18 protein-coding genes are annotated in these 17683 nt (G+C 59.7%); 12 read left to right on the top strand and 6 right to left on the bottom strand.

The window, feature by feature from the left end; all coding sequences use genetic code 11:
• Nucleotides 1–2: 2 nt before the first annotated feature.
• Nucleotides 3–896 (bottom strand): non-homologous end-joining DNA ligase, encoded by an 894-nt coding sequence (gene ligD, locus ACK83U_RS24940; RefSeq protein WP_412474911.1) that lies wholly within the window; start codon nucleotides 894–896, stop codon nucleotides 3–5.
• 83 nt (nucleotides 897–979) lie between these two features.
• Complete coding sequence (locus ACK83U_RS24935; RefSeq protein WP_112603876.1) at nucleotides 980–1774, bottom strand: SDR family NAD(P)-dependent oxidoreductase; 795 nt, start codon at nucleotides 1772–1774, stop codon at nucleotides 980–982.
• Between the two features lie 354 nt (nucleotides 1775–2128).
• On the opposite strand from ACK83U_RS24935, the gene ACK83U_RS24930 reads away from it, so the two are divergent.
• Nucleotides 2129–2524, top strand: a complete 396-nt coding sequence (locus ACK83U_RS24930; protein WP_112411413.1) for a RidA family protein — start codon at nucleotides 2129–2131, stop codon at nucleotides 2522–2524.
• Between the two features lie 109 nt (nucleotides 2525–2633).
• On the opposite strand, the gene ACK83U_RS24925 is transcribed toward ACK83U_RS24930, so the two are convergent.
• Nucleotides 2634–2954: a hypothetical protein gene (locus ACK83U_RS24925; RefSeq protein WP_162707998.1), complete on the bottom strand. Its 321-nt coding sequence runs from the start codon at nucleotides 2952–2954 to the stop codon at nucleotides 2634–2636.
• On the opposite strand from ACK83U_RS24925, the gene ACK83U_RS24920 reads away from it, so the two are divergent.
• The 7 genes from ACK83U_RS24920 to ACK83U_RS24890 are packed head-to-tail and all read left to right on the top strand — an operon-like array spanning nucleotide 2926 to nucleotide 10787.
• Entirely contained in the window at nucleotides 2926–4614 is a 1689-nt protein-coding gene (locus ACK83U_RS24920; protein ID WP_112603874.1) for an ABC transporter substrate-binding protein, read from the top strand. The two genes, ACK83U_RS24925 and ACK83U_RS24920, sit on opposite strands and share 29 nt — an antisense overlap.
• A gap of 22 nt (nucleotides 4615–4636) precedes the next feature.
• Complete coding sequence (locus tag ACK83U_RS24915; RefSeq protein ID WP_112603872.1) at nucleotides 4637–5620, top strand: ABC transporter permease; 984 nt, start codon at nucleotides 4637–4639, stop codon at nucleotides 5618–5620.
• Nucleotides 5617–6519 carry an ABC transporter permease gene (locus ACK83U_RS24910; RefSeq protein WP_112603870.1) on the top strand — a complete coding sequence of 301 codons (903 nt, stop codon included), beginning with the start codon at nucleotides 5617–5619 and terminating at the stop codon, nucleotides 6517–6519. Before ACK83U_RS24915 ends, ACK83U_RS24910 begins: the two co-directional genes overlap by 4 nt.
• On the top strand, nucleotides 6516–7331 hold the full coding sequence (locus tag ACK83U_RS24905) for an ABC transporter ATP-binding protein (protein ID WP_112603868.1): 816 nt from the start codon (nucleotides 6516–6518) through the stop codon (nucleotides 7329–7331). The genes ACK83U_RS24910 and ACK83U_RS24905 overlap by 4 nt, the downstream gene beginning before the upstream one ends.
• Entirely contained in the window at nucleotides 7328–8254 is a 927-nt protein-coding gene (locus ACK83U_RS24900; RefSeq protein ID WP_112603866.1) for an ABC transporter ATP-binding protein, read from the top strand. Before ACK83U_RS24905 ends, ACK83U_RS24900 begins: the two co-directional genes overlap by 4 nt.
• Before the next feature lie 12 nt (nucleotides 8255–8266).
• Nucleotides 8267–8737 (top strand): GNAT family N-acetyltransferase, encoded by a 471-nt coding sequence (locus tag ACK83U_RS24895; RefSeq protein WP_112603865.1) that lies wholly within the window; start codon nucleotides 8267–8269, stop codon nucleotides 8735–8737.
• Between the two features lie 22 nt (nucleotides 8738–8759).
• The gene (locus ACK83U_RS24890; RefSeq protein ID WP_412474910.1) at nucleotides 8760–10787 is read left to right on the top strand and encodes a beta-N-acetylhexosaminidase; all 2028 of its coding nucleotides are present in this window, start codon (nucleotides 8760–8762) and stop codon (nucleotides 10785–10787) included.
• An 82-nt stretch (nucleotides 10788–10869) separates the two neighbouring features.
• Here the strand turns inward: ACK83U_RS24890 and ACK83U_RS24885 are convergent, their stop codons facing one another.
• On the bottom strand, nucleotides 10870–12090 hold the full coding sequence (locus ACK83U_RS24885) for an ROK family transcriptional regulator (protein WP_112603863.1): 1221 nt from the start codon (nucleotides 12088–12090) through the stop codon (nucleotides 10870–10872).
• A 276-nt stretch (nucleotides 12091–12366) separates the two neighbouring features.
• Between ACK83U_RS24885 and ACK83U_RS24880 the strand changes: the two genes are divergently transcribed.
• Nucleotides 12367–12615 carry a hypothetical protein gene (locus tag ACK83U_RS24880; protein ID WP_112603861.1) on the top strand — a complete coding sequence of 83 codons (249 nt, stop codon included), beginning with the start codon at nucleotides 12367–12369 and terminating at the stop codon, nucleotides 12613–12615.
• A gap of 151 nt (nucleotides 12616–12766) precedes the next feature.
• Here ACK83U_RS24880 and ACK83U_RS24875 read toward each other — a convergent pair whose 3' ends face one another.
• A complete protein-coding gene (locus ACK83U_RS24875) occupies nucleotides 12767–13348 on the bottom strand; it encodes a lysozyme inhibitor LprI family protein (RefSeq protein ID WP_412474909.1) in 582 nt (193 codons plus the stop codon).
• 217 nt (nucleotides 13349–13565) lie between these two features.
• Here ACK83U_RS24875 and ACK83U_RS24870 point away from each other — a divergent pair, with 217 nt between their 5' ends.
• On the top strand, nucleotides 13566–14072 hold the full coding sequence (locus ACK83U_RS24870; RefSeq protein WP_112604051.1) for a hypothetical protein: 507 nt from the start codon (nucleotides 13566–13568) through the stop codon (nucleotides 14070–14072).
• Nucleotides 14073–14150: 78 nt separating this feature from the next.
• Here ACK83U_RS24870 and ACK83U_RS24865 read toward each other — a convergent pair whose 3' ends face one another.
• Nucleotides 14151–15389, bottom strand: coding sequence for an FAD-dependent monooxygenase (locus tag ACK83U_RS24865; protein WP_412474908.1), 1239 nt, complete (start codon nucleotides 15387–15389; stop codon nucleotides 14151–14153).
• A gap of 69 nt (nucleotides 15390–15458) precedes the next feature.
• Between ACK83U_RS24865 and ACK83U_RS24860 the strand changes: the two genes are divergently transcribed.
• Together ACK83U_RS24860 and ACK83U_RS24855 are read left to right on the top strand one after the other, a co-directional pair.
• Nucleotides 15459–15941, top strand: coding sequence for a MarR family winged helix-turn-helix transcriptional regulator (locus tag ACK83U_RS24860; RefSeq protein ID WP_412474907.1), 483 nt, complete (start codon nucleotides 15459–15461; stop codon nucleotides 15939–15941).
• A 108-nt stretch (nucleotides 15942–16049) separates the two neighbouring features.
• Nucleotides 16050–17654 (top strand): diguanylate cyclase domain-containing protein, encoded by a 1605-nt coding sequence (locus ACK83U_RS24855; RefSeq protein WP_412474906.1) that lies wholly within the window; start codon nucleotides 16050–16052, stop codon nucleotides 17652–17654.
• Nucleotides 17655–17683: the final 29 nt, after the last annotated feature.

Raw genomic sequence — 17683 nt, 5'->3', positions numbered from 1 at the left:
CGTCAGACTTTGAGCGGCGATGCCGCCTTGAAGAAATCCGCCCAAGGATCGGCGCTCGAGTGGCCGAGGCGCGATGCCGCATTCTTGACCGTAAAGGAAGCAGGCCCGATCGTGTCGTCCAATTCTTCCCAGTTGACCGGCATCGAAACGGCCGCGCCCTTTCTGGCGCGTGTCGAATAGGGTGCCACGGCGGTATTGCCTCGGCCGTTGCGCAGATAATCGATGAAGATGTGACCGGTCCGTTTCGCCTTGCTGGCGACCGACAAATATGTCTGCGGACTATCGGCACTCATGGCATGGGCGATCGCTTCGGCGGCATCTTTGATATCAGGCCAGGTCGCCTGCGGTTTGACGGATGCGACCACATGCAGGCCCTTGCCGCCAGAGGTTTTGACGAAGGAGGTTAGGCCCAGGGCAGCGAACCGCTCCCTGATCTCTTTCGCTGCAGTCACGACCTTGCTCCATGCGATATCCTCGCCGGGATCGAGGTCCATGATGATCATATCGGGCTTTTCCCAATGATCGATCGTGGTGCCCCAGGGATGTATCTCCAGGGCGGCTGATTGGACGAGCGCAGCAAGCCCGTCGAAACTCTCGATCTTCAAAAGTTTCGCAGCGTCTTTGTCTTCAGGATCGGCGATTTCGGTGATGTGATGATTGATGCCTTTCCAGGCGTGTTTCTGGAAGAAGCGTGGCCCGTCGATACCATCGGGGCAGCGTAAGAGGGCGAGGGGGCGATTGACGACGAATGGGGACATGCGCTCCCACGCCAGGGCATAATATTCGAGAAGATCGTGTTTGGTAATATTATCGTCGGGCCAATAGACCCGCTCCGGATGGGTCAATTCCACCGACGTCTCGATGCCGTCATGAGTGGGCGTCTTTGCCATCTGCATGCGCTCCATCTTCCTCGACGCGAAGGTCCCGCGCCGGGCAAGACTAACGTTGCCCGACACACAAAGCGACCGCTGGCCGCATCTCACGGCATGAGCTGGCCGCCATTGACCTCGATGATCTGGCCGGTGATGTAGCCGGACAGGGTGGGAGAGGCGAGGAAGAGATAAGCGCCGACGCAGTCTTCCGGCGTGCCGACGAATCCCATGGGAATCGTCTTGCGTTGCAGTTCCATCTGCTCGTCGTTGGTATAGCGCTCATGGAACGGCGTCGCGATGACGCCGGGTGCGACGGCATTGACGCGGATCTTGTCGTTGACGAATTCTTTGGCGTGCCCATGGGTAATGGTCGAGACGAAACCCTTGGAGGCGGCATAGAGAATTGCGCCATTGCCGCCGCCGTTGCGCGCGGCAATCGAGGTCGTGTTGATGATGAAGCCGCCCTGCTTCTTCAGGTGTGGATGGGCGGCGCGGGTCGCCGCAAGGACGGAGCGTGCATTGAGGTTCATCACACGCTCATAATGCTCATCCGTCATTTCGGCGGTCGGCAGCCGCCCGAGCATGCCGCCGGCATTGTTGATCAGGCCGTCGAGGCCACCCAGCGCGTCTACCGCATCCTTGACGACGCTCTCGGTCCCGCCGTCTTGCGAGACATCGCCCTGAATGAGATGGACGGTTCCGCCGCCAGCCTTGATTTCATCGGCCAGCTTTTCCGCCGGTTCGCGGCTTGCATTGAAGTGCAGGCCGATCTTCATGCCCTGTGCGGCAAAGGCGCGTGCCACGGCGGCGCCGATGCCGGTCGAAGCTCCCGTTATCAATACTCTTTTGCCGGCAAGATCGGGAATGCGAATGGACGCAAGCGATTGCGCGAGTTCTGCCATGGCGACTCCTCCTGAACGTCAACCAATCATACGACGAAATATGGCTTTGTCTTATCAGGCCCGGGGGCGAAAAGGCAATCATGCCAAGCGCGATAAAAGGACGGACATGTCCTTTGTCGAGGAAGCGTCCTTAGTCGCCGGAAAATAAAAGGGTTTTTCTTGTTTTTGAAGTTAAGGTTTTAATCGAAGTCGCAGAAGCATCGCTCCATGTCCATCCCGCAAGCGAACAAAACGATCTGGCGTAGCGCCGTTGCGGCAGATAAGGAAGCTACCAGGAGAGTCGAACGCTTGGGCCTGTTCACGATGAATGACGGCGACTGCGACTTTCAGCAACGGGGTAAGACTGAGGATATCATGAGCAAGAACAAGCTGATCCGTTTCGACGTCGCCGACAATCAGGCCGGCGGCCAGCGTCGCCCCTTCGCCAAGGCCGTCAGGGCAGGCGATTTCGTGTACGTTTCGGGCCAGGTTCCGACCATCAACGGCGAAATCGTTACGGGCAATATCGTCACGCAGACCGAGCAGGTCATTGCCAATATCAAGGATGTCCTTGCTCTTGCCGATTGCACGCTCGAGCATGTGGTGAAGGTCAATGTGTGGCTGGATGACGCTCGTGATTTCTCGAGCTTCAATGCGGTGTTCGAAAAGCATTTCATCGATCATCCGCCGGCCCGTTCGACCGTTCAGTCGCCAATGATGGTCGACGTGAAGGTGGAAATGGACGTCATCGCCTACAAACCGCTCGACTGACCGAGCGCTGTTTTTGCCTCGATTGCGGTGCGGCAAGGGCTGCATCGCAATCGATCTCGCGCCCATTTGCGATGGCGCGCCCAGATGATCAATCTCCCGACTATCTGCCTTAAAATCCCAAAGCCTGCAGGCCGCCGCCTACTTCGACATTGCGGATAGGCGCCGCTTTTTCTCGATTGCGGCTCTGTGCGACCGCATCTCCAAGCGCGCTGCCACCAGGCCGCAGTCCTAAATATATCCGCACAATTTCCAGTAGCGGCGGAGTGCGTGCCGACATCGGCGACAATCCTTCAAACCTCAAAATCAATGCCTGTTGATTTCCAATCAGCGATTGACGAATTTCAAAACTCACGATTAAATCAATTTGATTGACTACTCCAAAACAACAAGAGGGGCTGGAAATGGGAATGAGGAAAAGGTCATTGCGCAATCTATTTCAGCGGACATCACTGGCAGCGGCGGCGCTTGGCGCTTCACTGGCGTTCGGGGCAGGCATGGCATCCGCGGAAGCCGTGCTGACGATGCACATCGAGGAGCAGACCAGCTGGGTCAGCAACTTCAATCCTTTCGACCTTGCCGGTCGTCGCCAGAGCACGATGGATTTCATCTACGAGCCGTTGGTCATCTTCAACGCCAATGACGGCGGCAAGCCGGTCTGGCGCCTCGCGACCAGCTACAAGTTTTCCGACGATCTGATGTCGATCACGTATGAACTGCGTCCCGGCGTAAAATGGTCGGACGGTCAGCCGCTGACTTCGGCCGACGTGAAATACACGATCGACCTGATGTTGAAGAACCCGGCTGTCGACACCGTTGGTGTCGGTCAGACAGTCGCCTCCGTCGAAGCACCGTCGCCGACAGAGGTGACGATCAAGCTCAAGGCCGTGAATTCCGAATTCCCGGAATCCCTCGCCGATCTCGCCGTCGTGCCCGAGCATATCTGGAAGAGCGTGGCCGATCCGGTCGCCTTCAAGAACGAAAAGCCCATCGGTTCCGGCCCGATGACCGAAGTTCGCCGTTTCACGCCGCAGGTTTACGAGCAGTGCCGCAATCCGAACTATTGGGATGCCGCATCGCTTCATGTCGATTGCCTGCGCCTGCCGCAGATTTCGGGCAACGACCAGATGCTGGCGCTGCTGCCGGAAGGCACCGTGGACTGGATCGGCTCGTTCCTGCCGCAGATCGACAAGACTTTCGTCGCGCTCGACCCACAGCATAATGGTTACTGGCAGCCGCCGGCGGAAACCGTTGCCTTCGAGATGAACTTCAAATCTTCGAGTGTCGGTAATTTCGAGGCATTCAAGGATCTCAACTTCCGCCATGCGTTCAGCCTGGCGATGGACCGCAAATCGATGGTCGATATTGCCGGCTTCGGCTATCCGGTCGTCAACCTGCATGCCAGCGGCTTGCCGCCGCGCTTCGAAAGCTGGCGCAACAAGGCTGCCGAGGGCGACAAGGACGCCTTCATGGGCTTCGACACCGACAAGGCGAACAAGATCCTGGATGACGCCGGCTACAAGAAGGGCGCGGATGGCTTCCGCACCACGCCGAGCGGCAAGCCGATCACCTTCGCGGTCATCGTGCCTAACGGCTGGACGGACTGGATCGATGCCGTGCAGATCGCCGTCGAAGGGCTTCGCGCCGCGGGCATCAATGCTTCGGTCGCCACGCCGGAATACGAGCAGTGGCGCAAGCAGCTTCTCGATGGCAGCTTCGATGTCGTCATGAACTCGCGCGCCGATAGCGCGACGCCGTTCCAGGGCTATTATCAGAGCCTATCGACGGTCTATGCCGGCAAGCTCACCGTCGCCGCGCCACGCTACTCCAATCCGAAGCTCGATGCGCTCTTCGATCAGTATCTGAAGTCGTCTTCCGATGATGATCACAAGAAGATCTTCAACGATATCCAGGTTTTGATCGCCGACGATTTCCCGGTCGTTCCCGTCTTCAACGGCCCGACCTGGTATCAGTATTCCAGCAAGCGTTTCACCGGTTGGGTCACGGACAAGGATCCGGTGATGAATCCGGAAAACCACGACAACAACCGCATGCGTCTCATGCATCTTCTGCGTCTGAAGCCGGTCCAATAAGGCCACAGCGAAGGAAGCAGACATGCGTGTTTCGAGCCGGCGCCTCGGCGTCTACGCGGTGGCATTGGCCTTCGCGATCGTCGTGAACTTCATTCTTCCCCGGCTTATGCCGGGGAGCCCCGTCGATGCCATGGTCGCCCAACTCGGGCCGCGGGCCACGCCCGCGGCAGTCGAGGCGATCAAGGCCCGTTTCGGCGAGATCGACCAACCGATCATGATGCAGTTCCTCGATTACCTTAAAGGCCTCGCCACCTTCGATCTTGGCGTTTCGGTCAAATACTATCCGCAGACGGTGGTCCAGGTGCTGAGCCGGGCGACTCTCTGGACCATCTTCCTTGTGGTCACCGCGATCATATTTTCGCTGTGTGTCGGTGTCGTGCTCGGTGCGGTCGCGGCATGGAGGCGCGGCGGGCGGTTCGATACGGTCGTATCGCCCTTCGCGGTCATCCTGTTTTCGATACCGCCCGTCATCGTGGCGCTCACGACCCTGTTCGTCTTCGCCGTATCGTTGCGCTGGTTCCCCGTGGGATATGCCTATGATCCCAACCTCGATCCGGGTTTCAATTTCACCTTCTTGGGCAGCGTGTTCATGCACGCGATCCTGCCGGTGCTGACGCTGTCACCATTCCTGATCGGTGAGTTCCAGACCACCATGCGTTCTTCGATGATCGTCGTGCTTGGCGAGGATTACGTGACGATGGGCCGCGCCAAGGGGCTGAGCAATCTCGCCGTCATGTTCGGCTATGGCGCGCGTAACGCGCTTTTGCCAGTGCTCACCAATCTTGCGCTGATACTCGGCGCCGTCTTCGGCGGCTCGATCGTTACCGAGATTGTCTTTAATTATCCGGGTCTTGGGCTGACGTTGTTTACCGCCAGTGTGGCGCGCGACTATCCCGTCATCCAGGGACAATTGCTGCTGATGACGCTCGCAACGCTCGGCGCCAATTTCCTCGTCGACATCATCTACGGCCTCGTTGACCCGCGATTGAGAGAGGCAGGCCGATGAGCTTCTCCTTCCGATCTATTTTCAGCCAGAAGAAGGCGCTTGTCGGCTTCGTCATCGTCGCGGCGCTATGCCTGATGGCGATCTTCGCGCCGATCATCGCTCCCGGCGAGCCCGGCGCTCGCGTGGGGCGGTCACATCAACCACCATCCGTCGAGCATGTCTTCGGCACGACGAAGATGGGCCGCGACGTCTACAAGCAATTCGTCTGGGGCGCCAGAAGCTCGCTTTCGGTTGGCTTCGCCACGGGCATCGCGATTACCGTGCTCGGCACCGCCATCGGCCTCATCGCCGGCTATACCGGCGGCAAGACCGATGCGGCACTCGACCTTGCCACCAACGCGGTGCTGGTCATCCCGAACATGCCGCTCCTCATCCTGCTCGCTTCCTTTGCCGGCACAGTCGGGCCGATGACGATCATGACTATCATCGCCCTGACGTCCTGGCCATGGGGCGCGCGCATGACGCGTTCCCAGACGATGGCGCTGCGCAACCGCGATTTCGTCACCGCCGCCAAGATGATCGGCGAGCCCGCCTGGCGTATCATCTTCGTCGAGATCCTGCCGAACCTGACGCCGCTCATCGGCATCAACCTGGTCGGCAGCATCATCTACGCGATCGTTGCCCAGACCACGCTCGAATATCTCGGCTTCGGCGATCCGCTGAAGGTTACTTGGGGCACCATGCTTTACAACGCTCAGAATGCCTCGGCCATCATGGTTGGCGCCTGGTGGGATATCGGCATACCGGCTATCGGCATCGCGCTGACGGGGCTTGGTCTCGCGCTGATCAACTTCACCTTCGATGAAATCGCCAATCCGCAATTGCGTTCCGGCCCGGCCTTGACCCGCTGGTTCCGCCTGACACGCGCTCGCAACCGCATGATGAGGACCGAGCAATGAGCGGCAATCTGCTTGAGATCGAACATCTTAATATCGACTATCTGCTCGACAAGGGCGATTTCCGCGCGGTGAAGGATGTATCCTTCAATATCGGCCGCGGCGAGATCTTCGGTCTTGCCGGCGAATCCGGCTGCGGCAAGAGCACGATCGCCTATGCGATCACTCGGCTCTCCAAGGCTCCGGCCTGGATCAGCGGCGGAAGCATTCGGCTCGACGGGCAGGATCTGCTCAAGATGCCGGAAGGCGAGCTGCAGAAGATCCGCTGGAAGCGCATCGGCATGGTATTCCAGAGCGCCATGAATTCTCTCAATCCGCTGATGCGGGTGGAGGCACAATTCCACGACGTCTTGCGTCGCCACACCGGATGCACGCATCAGGAATCGCGTGCGCGGGCCGAAGAAATGTTTAAGCTGGTCGGCATCCCCCCGCATCGCGTCGGCGACTACCCGCACCAGTTTTCCGGCGGCATGCGCCAGCGCATCGTCATCGCCATCTGCCTGGCGCTACGTCCTGAACTCATCATCATGGACGAACCGACAACAGCGCTCGATGTCGTCGTGCAGCGTGAGATTCTCGAACAGGTTCTCGACCTGCAGCAGACCTATGGCTTCTCGGTGCTGTTCATCACCCATGACCTGCATCTGATGGCGCAGCTATGCCACCGTATCGGCGTCATGCTGAGGGGCGAACTGGTCGAGGTCGGTGATGTCACTCAGGTCAGCCAGTCGCCCGTTCATGAGTACACGCGCAAGCTTTGGAATGCCATTCCACAGCTTCCGGTCAGCGCCCATCCTCTCGGAGTTTTCGCATGAAACCGCAGATACAGGCTGTGACTGCAGAACCCGTCATCCGGCTCGATGATATCCAGCGCCATTTCGGCCCCGTGCACGCGTTGAAAAGCGTTTCCTTTTCACTATTCGCGGGAAAGGCACTGGCATTGGTCGGCGAATCCGGCTGCGGCAAGACCACCTGCGCCCGCATCATTGCCCGCCTCGACAAGCCAACTGCCGGCCGGCTCCTCTTTCGCGGACAGGATCGCACGGCGCGAGGGGCGAGCAAAGACGAGCGGATGTACCGCAAGGATGTGCAGATGGTGTTTCAGGATCCGTTCTCCTCGCTCAATCCGGCCTTCACGATCAATCATCACATCGCAAGGCCACTGCAGTTGCACGGTGGAGACAAGCCCAAGGCCGAGCGAGAGGAGGATATCGCGAAGCTGCTCGAGAGTGTCGGGCTCGATCCTGCGGTGACGCGGCAGAAGTTTCCGCACGAACTCTCCGGCGGTCAGCGCCAGCGCGTCAATATTGCCCGAGCGCTTGCGGTTTCTCCGAGCGTACTGGTGGCCGACGAGCCGACTTCGATGCTCGACGTCTCGATCCGCAAGGACATTCTCGATCTGCTGGCACGGGTAAAACGGGAAAACGATCTCGCCATGCTCTACATCACCCATGATATCGCAACGGCTGCCCATGTTGCGGAGGAGATCGTGGTGATGTTTGCCGGCCAGATGGTCGAGTGGGGCGAGACCGATGCCGTCCTCGCCAGTCCAAAGCACCCCTATACGCAGCTTTTGCTTTCTGCTGTGCCGGATGGTGGCCGTAGGTTCGTGACCGGCGGCAGTGCCCGCTTCCTCGAACAGGCGGAGAAGATCCGCGCGCTCAGCCGGCCGGTCTCGACAGTGGTCGAGGAGGTCGGCCCCAATCATTTCATGCGTGCGCTCGTCGCATCGAATTAGGAGGAATTCCCCTTGGACTACCTAGTCAATCTATCGACCCTGCCGATCGACATGCAATCGGCCGAGCGCATGGCGAAGGCGGGCGTTACCATAAGGCGCGCACTGCCGCCGGAACTGCGTGTTATCACCGGTTGGGTGGCGGAACATTTCAGCCAGGGCTGGGCAAGCGAGACGACGGTCGCAATGACCCGCCAGCCGCTGACATGCTTTATCGCCACGCGCAATCGGGAGCTTGTTGGCTTTGCCTGCCACGAGGCGACGGCACGCGGCTTCTTCGGCCCGACCGGCGTCGACGAAAGCGTTCGCGGCCTCGGCATCGGGCGCGCGCTGCTGTTTGCCTGCCTCAACGACCAGAAGGCCATGGGCTACGCCTATACGGTCATCGGCGATGTCGGCCCGTCGGAATTCTACGAGAAGACGGTCGGCGCGATCCAGATCCCCAATTCAGCACCCGGCATTTATGCCGGCATGCTCAAGCTTTGAACGAACCCTTTAAGAAGAGAGAATGCTCATGTCGACACCGCGATCCCTGGCTCTGCGGCTTGAAACAACCTGGAACCCGCCGACGGGCGATAAGGAATTTTCCTATGTCCTGCGGCTGAAGAGCTTGTCATCAGAGCCGCTTTCCGGCTTCGCGCTCTGTGTCAGCGGCCCCGGCCGCGTCGATCCCGCCGGCATCGTCGAGGGCGCAACGGTCACGAAACGGCTGTCCAATTTCACCGAATTCCAGCCGCCGGAAGGCTTCATACTGGCTGGTGGTGAGACATGGACCATTACGGTTCATGCTTTGAGCTGGCCCTTCCGTCACTGGACGGATGGTGCCACCAGTGCTTATCTGGCACTTTCCGATGGAACTGCCGTATCCCTTGCCACTGAGCCGACGCGCACATCGTCAAGCAATGCGCCTTTGAAGCGCGGCGCCGAAATCTATCTCGTTCCGGCCAATCCTCCCGTTCCACTGGCGATCATTCCCTGGCCGAACCGCGTTGCGGTTTCGTCGCGCCGTCCGCTGCCGGCAGGCTTTGCGCTGAAGGCGACGACACCAGAAGCACAGGCGGCGGCTGCAAGCTTCACGGCTCTCGTAGAGCATCTTTTCGCGGCCGAGGGACTTGTCCGCGCCGAGGCGGAAGGCGCTGCAACGGTGGTGCTGCGTCAAACGGAAGGTCTAGGCCCCGAAGCCTATAGGCTGGAGTTTGCCTCGGAGAGCGTCACTGTCGAGGCGAGCACCCAGACCGGCTTCGTCTATGGCCTCGTCACCATCGGCCAGATCTGGCGCGGGGCACGCCTGCATCCACAGGCTTTCCATTTCCCGGCCGCCGGCGAGATCGTCGACGAGCCGTCCATGAGCTGGCGCGGCCTGCATCTCGACGTCTCGCGCCAATTCTACGGCACGGCTGAAATCAAGAAGCTGATGGCGGTTCTTGCCTGGAACAAGCTCAATCGCTTCCATTGGCACCTATCGGACGACGAATCCTGGCGCGTCGAGATCGATGCCTATCCGGCATTGACGGAGATCGGCGCATGGCGGGGCCACGGACTGCCGTTGCCGCCGCTTCTCGGCTCCAGCCCGGCTCGCACCGGCGGCTATTATACCAAGGCGGCCGTGCGCGAGATCGTCGCTTACGCCAAGGGCTTCGGAATCGAGATCCTGCCCGAGATCGATATGCCCGGCCATTGCTATGCGATGCAGCAGGCAATCCCGGAGCTTCGCGATCCGAACGAGGTCGGCAGCTATTATTCGGTGCAAGGCTTCCCGGACAATTGCGTCAATCCGGCGCGAGAGAAGACTTATGAGGTCATCGAGACCATCCTTTCCGAACTGATCGAACTCTTCCCGTTCAAGACGATCCATATCGGCGCCGATGAAGTGCCGCTTGGCGCTTGGTCCGGCTCCCCGGAGGCGCTTGCCCGTCTCCGCGAACTGGCCGGCGACGAGTTAGCGGACGCCCATGCCAAGCGCCTGAACGTCATCACCAACACGCACGGGGCCGACGATATTCACGGCTCGGGTGCTGCTATCCTGCAGGCCGAATTCCTGGAGCGCATCCAGGCGTTTCTTGCCTCGAAGGGCTGCATAACTGGCGGTTGGGAAGAGGCGGCGCATGGTGATAGGATCGACAAGGACAAGAGCTATCTCTGCAGCTGGCGCAACGTCGAAGTGGCGGCTGAGCTCGCTGGACGTGGCTACGAGATCGTCGTCTGCCCTGGCCAGGTCTATTATCTCGACATGGCGATGCGCCCGGACTGGGACGAGCCGGGCGGCAGTTGGGCCGGCTATTCTGATGCGGAGAAGATCTACACCTTCGATCCCGTCGGCGGCTGGACGGATGCGCAGAAGGAGAAGCTTCGCGGCATCCAGGCCTGCATCTGGTCGGAACCGATGACCGACCGCGCCGTTTTCGACCGGCTCGTCTTCCCACGTCTTTCGGCGCTGGCGGAAACCGGCTGGACCAAGCCTTCGGCCAAATCCTGGGAGCGGTTCAAGGCGCTCGCGGGCACGATGCCGCTGCTTTACGGCCTGCATCAATTTTGACAGCTTGATGCACGGCCCTCAGGCGCGACCCAGCTGGGTCGCGCCTGAGCAAGGTTGCCAGAACGCAGGTCGAGCCGCTTGCCTAGCCTATGACGGCGCGGTGCGTCAGCGGCTTCTGAAGCACATCGAATTGAGGGTTGGTTTCCGAGAAAATGGGCAAGGCCGCCGCGCCGAGGATGGCGGTATCCTTGCCGGTGGCGCCGATCATCAAACGGGGAATGGTGCGCTTTTCCATCGGATTCACTGGAGTGTACAGCGGCTCCACGCGCTCGGCCAGTCCGATCATGAGGGATGTGGGAGCGCTGCCGCCAAGCACGATCGTCTGCGGATCGAAGGCCAGTTCGAGAAAATCGATCGTCTGTCGAAGCGGCTGCACAGCCTGTTCCAACCAGACCTCCAGGCCGCGGCTGTTGGCCGCAATCATCGCATCCAGTTCATCCGGGTCCAGCTCCTGCGCATCCTCGATCTCCAGACATTCGTAGGCGACGGATGGCGAGACATAGCGGTCGAGACAGCCGCGCTTACCGCAGGTGCAAAGCCTGCCATGCGGCTCGACGATGATGTGGCCGATTTCGCCGGCATTGGCACGGCTGCCCTTGTAGAGGTGGCCGTCGAGGAACATGCCGGCGCCGATGCCGCCGTCACCCGCCAGAAAGAGATAGACGAAGCTTCCGAGGCCGCGGGCAACACCATGGAGCCGCTCGCCGATCGCCGCCGCTGTGGCATCGTTTTCGACAAGCACAGGCAGGCCGATCAGGCGTTCGAGTTCACGGGCCACGGGAAAATCCTGCCAGCCCGGCAGGTTCAGTGGGCTGAGCGATGTGACGCCGCCATCGGCGTAGCGCCCGGGCAGGGCAATGCCGACGCCCAGCAACCGGGCGTGATCGAAGGAAAAGGTTTCCTGCAGATCCCTGACGATCTCGGCAAAGACCGGCATTGCCTCGGTCGGTCCCGGCCTGTCGACATGGCGGTCAATGCGGGCGCAAACCGTGCCGGAAAGATCCGTGAGTACCCCGGCCGCACGCTGGCGGCCGAGTTCGAGGCCGATGGAGTAGGCCCCCATGGGATTGATGGTGTATGGGATGATGGGCTGGCCGCGGGCGATCTTCTGCGCCTCCATCGGGATGAGGAGGTGCGAACGCGCGAGTTCCTCCACGATATTCGAAACCGTCTGCGTGGTCAGTGCTGTCACGCGCGCAATCGCTGCGCGCGACATCGGCCCGTTGGTGCGAATGGCCTCGATCACGACACGCCGATTATGCGATTTGGCCTGTTCGAGATTCGTGCCTGAAATTGTCTTCATGGGAGGACCGGAGATGACTTTATTTTATGTTGTTGCTTGCCACGCTTTGCCATGGCGTGGAGGAGGGGCCGCATGCCGCTTCTGCGTCTATATGTAGTTTCTATGCTTTTGCCGATGCGTTCAAGCGGCGATCAATTGAGGTTGCGCCGTTTGAACGCGAGTGCATAGCGCTTTTTCTCTTCTACAGATGATCCGCGCGTCTCTTTACTGCGGCTGACATTGCGTTAGTGTCTGGTTACCTCGGCCTTTTGCCGCGGTAAGCCCCGGAGGAATTCGATGATCAGACTGCTCGGAATCGCCATTATCTCGACCTGCATTGCCGGTGGTGCGATGGCGGCGGATGCAACATGCAAGGCCCAGGCCGCCGACAAGAAGCTGGCAGGCGCCGCTTTGACCAGTTTTACCAAGAAATGCGAGAAGGACGCCGCAGCCGCCTGCGATACCCAGGCAGCATCGAAGAAGCTTGCTGGCGCCGCAAAGACCAGCTTCGTCAAGAAGTGCACCTCCGACGCCGCCGGCAGCTGATCGCCCAATTTTTTGTCTTGTCTCAAGAGGCTTCGGCCGTCGTTGGCGGCCGGGTCAAAAAGTGCCTCGCTACCGAGGTCGATCCGGCGATCGGTATATTCCAGTCTCGCGAGCTATGCTTCACCCAGTAGGCAACCGAGTTCGGACCATATTATTCCTTGCGGTAGGTACCTTGCAGGGTCACGCCATCCGCAAAATCGCACACACCCGCCTGTGATACGCGCCAGGTTCTTGCGTCGAGACGGTCAAGGCCGATCTTGCACGCGTCTCTGGTGATTTCAGCGTGCTCCTTCGTCAGCGGGACGACACTGTCGATGCCATCGGCATTGACATCGCCCGCGTCGGCGCCGCCCGGGCCAACATAGGTCGAGGCGAGCGAGACCGCGAGGAAGCCCCCAACCGGCCCGAAGATCGCGAGATGACCCTCATTGCCGTCGGCGCTGCTCGACTGGAAATCCGCCGATGCGCTTCGACCACCCTTGGTCCTCAGGAGAGACGCGATCCGGTCGTCGTAGGCCTGTCGAATGCATTCAGCGTCGCTGCAGGACTGTAGCGTCGTAATCCAGTGCCGTTGCTGTTCCCGGATTTTGCCCGCATCGTCGTGCTTCAGCGCGGCAGCATAGAGATTGCTCACCATCGCATCCCGGGCCAGTAGCGATTTGTCCCGACAAATCATTTGGTCACCTGTCGAACCAGGTTTTGCGCAATCGATCCCTGCGGCTTCGGCGTTCATGGCAAATAAGCCGATGATGATTACCGCCGAGGCGGATCTTGCAATCTTCATGGGTACCTCCATCCTCCGACACCGAAGCTAATTATCGCTGCCGGCGGTTTCGTAAAGGTCATCCGGCAGACGGCCAAACTCGACAAATGTCGCACCGGTGTTTGAAGATCGTCGATATCCTCCTAGTTTGGACAATCTGAGCGGATTGATGTCGATGGGAGGTCGCGTGGAAGGCGAAAAGCAATTGTCCGGCAGGATCACGTTCCTGATTGTCGGTTCCTTGTTTCTTGCCATTGCCATAGCGATGGGAGCCTTGGCACTTCACCTTTATCGGACCTACGCAAACGCGACCGCCATGGCAGCATGCACGGTTTTCTCCTGGGGCTTCGGCAGCATGCTCATTTCGATGGTGCTCGTGCTTTTGACTTCGAGAAAGAAGGTTAGGGGCAGGCTCGCCACCAGACGCGGCAAGGTGACAGTCAGGCTCGACAATAGGTCCCCAGGCTCCAATAGTCACGTGACCGGCGATGGTGTCGAAGCCGAAGGCGAGGCGGGGGTGCCCATCACAAGCCTAATCCCCTCTCTCTTCCTAATGGCCTCCTCGATCGGCTTGGCGCTTCTCGGTCTCTTCCTTTTCGGCCGGCATCGGCTCGATCTTATCGGATCGGGAATGTTCATTGCATTCGTGATCTATATTGCAAATTGGAGCAGGCTGGCTTGGCCGCGGAGATAGCTTTCTTGTGTCGACGGGGGAGAAACTTCGCCGGCTATTCTCGCCTTCCTAGATCGGTTTCAACAGATCGATCGAATGTCAGGCTGCATACTTGCGACCGCTTTCGAACGAGGTATTTGCCTCCAGCGGATCGAGATCGACCCGATATGCGAACAATCTACGGCTAGCTCTGACGGTCATCGGAATAAGCAGAGGCAGAAGCAAATCTCGCAGAAACAGGCTAAGCCGACTGTTTTTTCGTTTCCTGGAAGCATTCTGCCGGGTGAGCTTCACCACGCGGGCAATACGCGGGCGCCGGAGGGCCTCATAGCGGGCAAAGGCTGCGCCGTGGTCGAGCGTCGCTGCGAGACAGGATGACAAGACTACCGCATCTTCTATTGCCATCGAGGCACCCTGGCCGGCATGTGGGCCGATGGCATGCGCGGCGTCGCCCAGCAAGACGACACGCCCGCTCGACCAGACCGGAAGCTGTGGCATGTCGAAGATGGGATAGCTGCGCTCGACCTGACCGACCGCTTGAAGGATCGATCTGTTGGGTTCGGGATCGTCGGCATGCATTTCGCGAACATGAGCGGCGAGTGCTGCCGGTTCCAGTGCTCGCACCGCTTCGGGTGTATCAGCAGGGAAGGAATCGAACCAGTATACTGGATGGGATGCCGTCTTGATGTAGCCGAAGAAGGCTTTCTCTCCGAACGTCATGCGCATGACGCCATTTGTATCCGGTATCTCGGCATCGACGATGCCGCCTGTGCCGATCAGGCCGGTAAATTGCGGCTGGGTATAATCCGGAAATATTTGTGTACGGACGAAGGATCGCAGTCCGTCGGCGGCGACGAGCAGGTCGACGGCAAGACCAGTCCCTTCGGAGGAGTTGAGCGTTACGGCATGCGCATGATTGTCGACCTTGGTCACGCGCCGGCCAAATTGTATGGTGATGCCTTCGGCTTGGCACTTTTCGATCAGGATGCGTGTGAGAACGCCGCGTCTGATGGTGACGGCGGGCGTGCCGAATGCCGCCAAATGGTCGTTCTGGTCGATGAGCGCGAGCCTTTTTCCGCGGGCGTTGCAGAGCTCGATGGCGCGGGTTTCCAATCCCTGGCGCAATACTTCTTCGTAGCAATCCACCGCCCGCAGCCCGTTCATGCCGTTGGACGCGAGCGTCAGAAACTCTCCTTCGGACAAGGCGGCTTCCTTGGAGCGGGCTTCGAACAGCACCGGATGAAAGCCAAATCTTGCCAGCCGGAGTGCGAGCGCGAGCCCGCCTACGCCAGCGCCGCATATGCCGATCGTCGCCTCAGGGGTTTTCGCTCGATTCATGGTTGCGGCAGGATCGTCAATGGGGCACATTGGTTCTTCATTCTAATAGTTTGATGAATGAATTATTCGATGATCGAACAAAAGTCAAATGAAGATGAGCGTCATCTCGTGGAAGCCATCAGCCTTGCCTGCATGCGCTGGCAGGAGGCGACCGAGAGCTTCGACGAAACCTTCGGCAAGCTGCATGGGCTCAATAGCGCCGAGCGGCGATGTCTCAGCGTGATCATGCGCGCGCCGCAGCCCGCAAACGCCGTCGCCAAGGCTATCGGCCTTGCGCCGCCATCGGTTACTGCCTTGATCGATCGCCTTTCGGCCCGGGACCTTCTCCACCGCGTTCCCGATCCGAACGACCGGCGTCGCGTGCTGGTAGCACCGTCCGAGAAGGCGGTCAGGCTGGGACGAGAAGCCTATGGCCCAATCGAGCAGGCCGGCGCGCAGATGCTTAAACAGTTTTCCGAGGCGGAAAAGCAGGTGATCTTGCGCTTCGTCACGCAAGCCATCGAGATGCAGGAGCGAGAGCTCGAGCGGCTGTTGCAGCAGGACAAGAGCTGAATTCAATCGCCGGCGGACGATGCTCCGATTTTAGGAACGCGGTACGTCTTGTCATGATCTACGACATTTCTTTACTATCCGATGTTATAATCGGGCTTGGGGATAAATTTGAAGGCCCGCTGGGAGAAGATGCTGGACGCGGAAATCGTCGCATTCCTGGAAGCGTGTCCGATGGCGGCACTTGTGCTCGACGCCGTCGGCACGATCGTCTTCGCCAATGCGGGAGCCCTGGAGCTCTTTATCCTTTCAGATGCGCCTCACGACCTATCCGTCTCGGATTTGATACCGGAGTGGCCGCTGCCGGGCGCTGCGTCGCAGCCATTGCTCGTGACAGGCGCCGGCCATCGACGGGATTGCCGGGTCAACGTCATGACTTGGCCCTCGACGTCAGGAAGGTTGACGGCGGTTCTTATCGAACCAGGGAGCGAAGACCGCCATGCTGCGGTGGCGGCGAGAGAGGCCAATCTGCGCCTTCGATATGTGATCGAGATGCTGCCGGAAGCGGTCTGCGTCTTCGATGCGAGTGATCGCTACGTTCTGTGGAACGAGAAATATGCGGAGCTCTATCCGGATATCGCCGATCACCTCAAACCGGGCATCGCTTTCGAAGATATTCTGAAGATCAGCCTTGCCAGCGGCCGCATGCCGGAGGTTGTCGAAGACAAGGATACGTGGCTGAAGCAGCGCATGCGAAAGTTTCGCCAGCCGGTTTCACAGGAGGAGCAGCAGCTCCAGGATGGCCGATGGCTTCGGCATGATGATCGGCGCACACCCGACGGCGGGGCCATCGGAATGCGGATAGACATTAGTGAGCTGAAACAGCGCGAAGAGCGGTTGCGGCAGCTTTTCGATGCCAATCCGATGCCGATGCTCCTATGCGATGGCAGCAATCTGCAGATCCTTCAGGTCAACCGGGCAGCTATCGACTTTTATGGCTTTTCAAAAGCGACGCTGCTCTCGCGGAGGGCGTGCGACATGCATGCCGAGAGCGAGGCGGATCGCTTTGCAGATGGGCTTCTCGAACTCGAAGGCGATTGCGAGGCCAGAACCGTCTGGCGGCAGAGAGTGGCCGATGGGTCGGAACGCCACGTGCTTGTTTACGTTCGATTGCTCCACGAAGGCCTGGAACGCCGTCTCCTGCTGACCATTGCCGATGTCAGCGATCGCATTCTCGCGGAGGCCGAAGCCAATCGTCTGGCACGGCACGACATGCTCACCGGATTGCCGAACCGGATGTGCTTCTACAAGGCTCTCGATGACGCCTTGAAGGTAAATAACGGAAGGAGCGTCGCCGTTTTCTGTCTTGATCTCGATGGGTTCAAGCCGGTCAACGACACTTTCGGGCATGCTGCCGGCGACGAGGTTCTCAAGATGGTGGCCGAGCGGCTGCGTGGTGCGGCCAGAGACCACATGGTTGCGCGCTTGGGCGGTGATGAGTTTGCCATCCTGATGACCGGGGAAGTGGGCGATGTCGCTGATGTGGCGAAGGGTTGCATTGCTGCCTTCAAATCCTCCTTTCGCATTGAGGGCACCACCGTCGATATCGGTATCAGCATCGGCGTTTCGGCGGCGCCGGAGAATGGCGAGAACGGAGAAGTTCTGATTCAGGAAGCGGACCGTGCCCTCTACCGAGCCAAAGCCAACGGCCGGAACACATGGCGGATGGCGAGCAGTGACCACCGCCAACAGACTGTTTCAGCACGCGTGAGATAAGAGGCGGTTCAAAAACGCACGGGCATATG

The sequence above is a fragment of the Rhizobium sp. WW22 genome (genome assembly GCF_047041135.1).
GTDB lineage: Bacteria > Pseudomonadota > Alphaproteobacteria > Rhizobiales > Rhizobiaceae > Rhizobium.
Note: the sequence above shows the minus strand (reverse complement) of the source record. Positions and strands in the feature narration are given on the sequence as shown.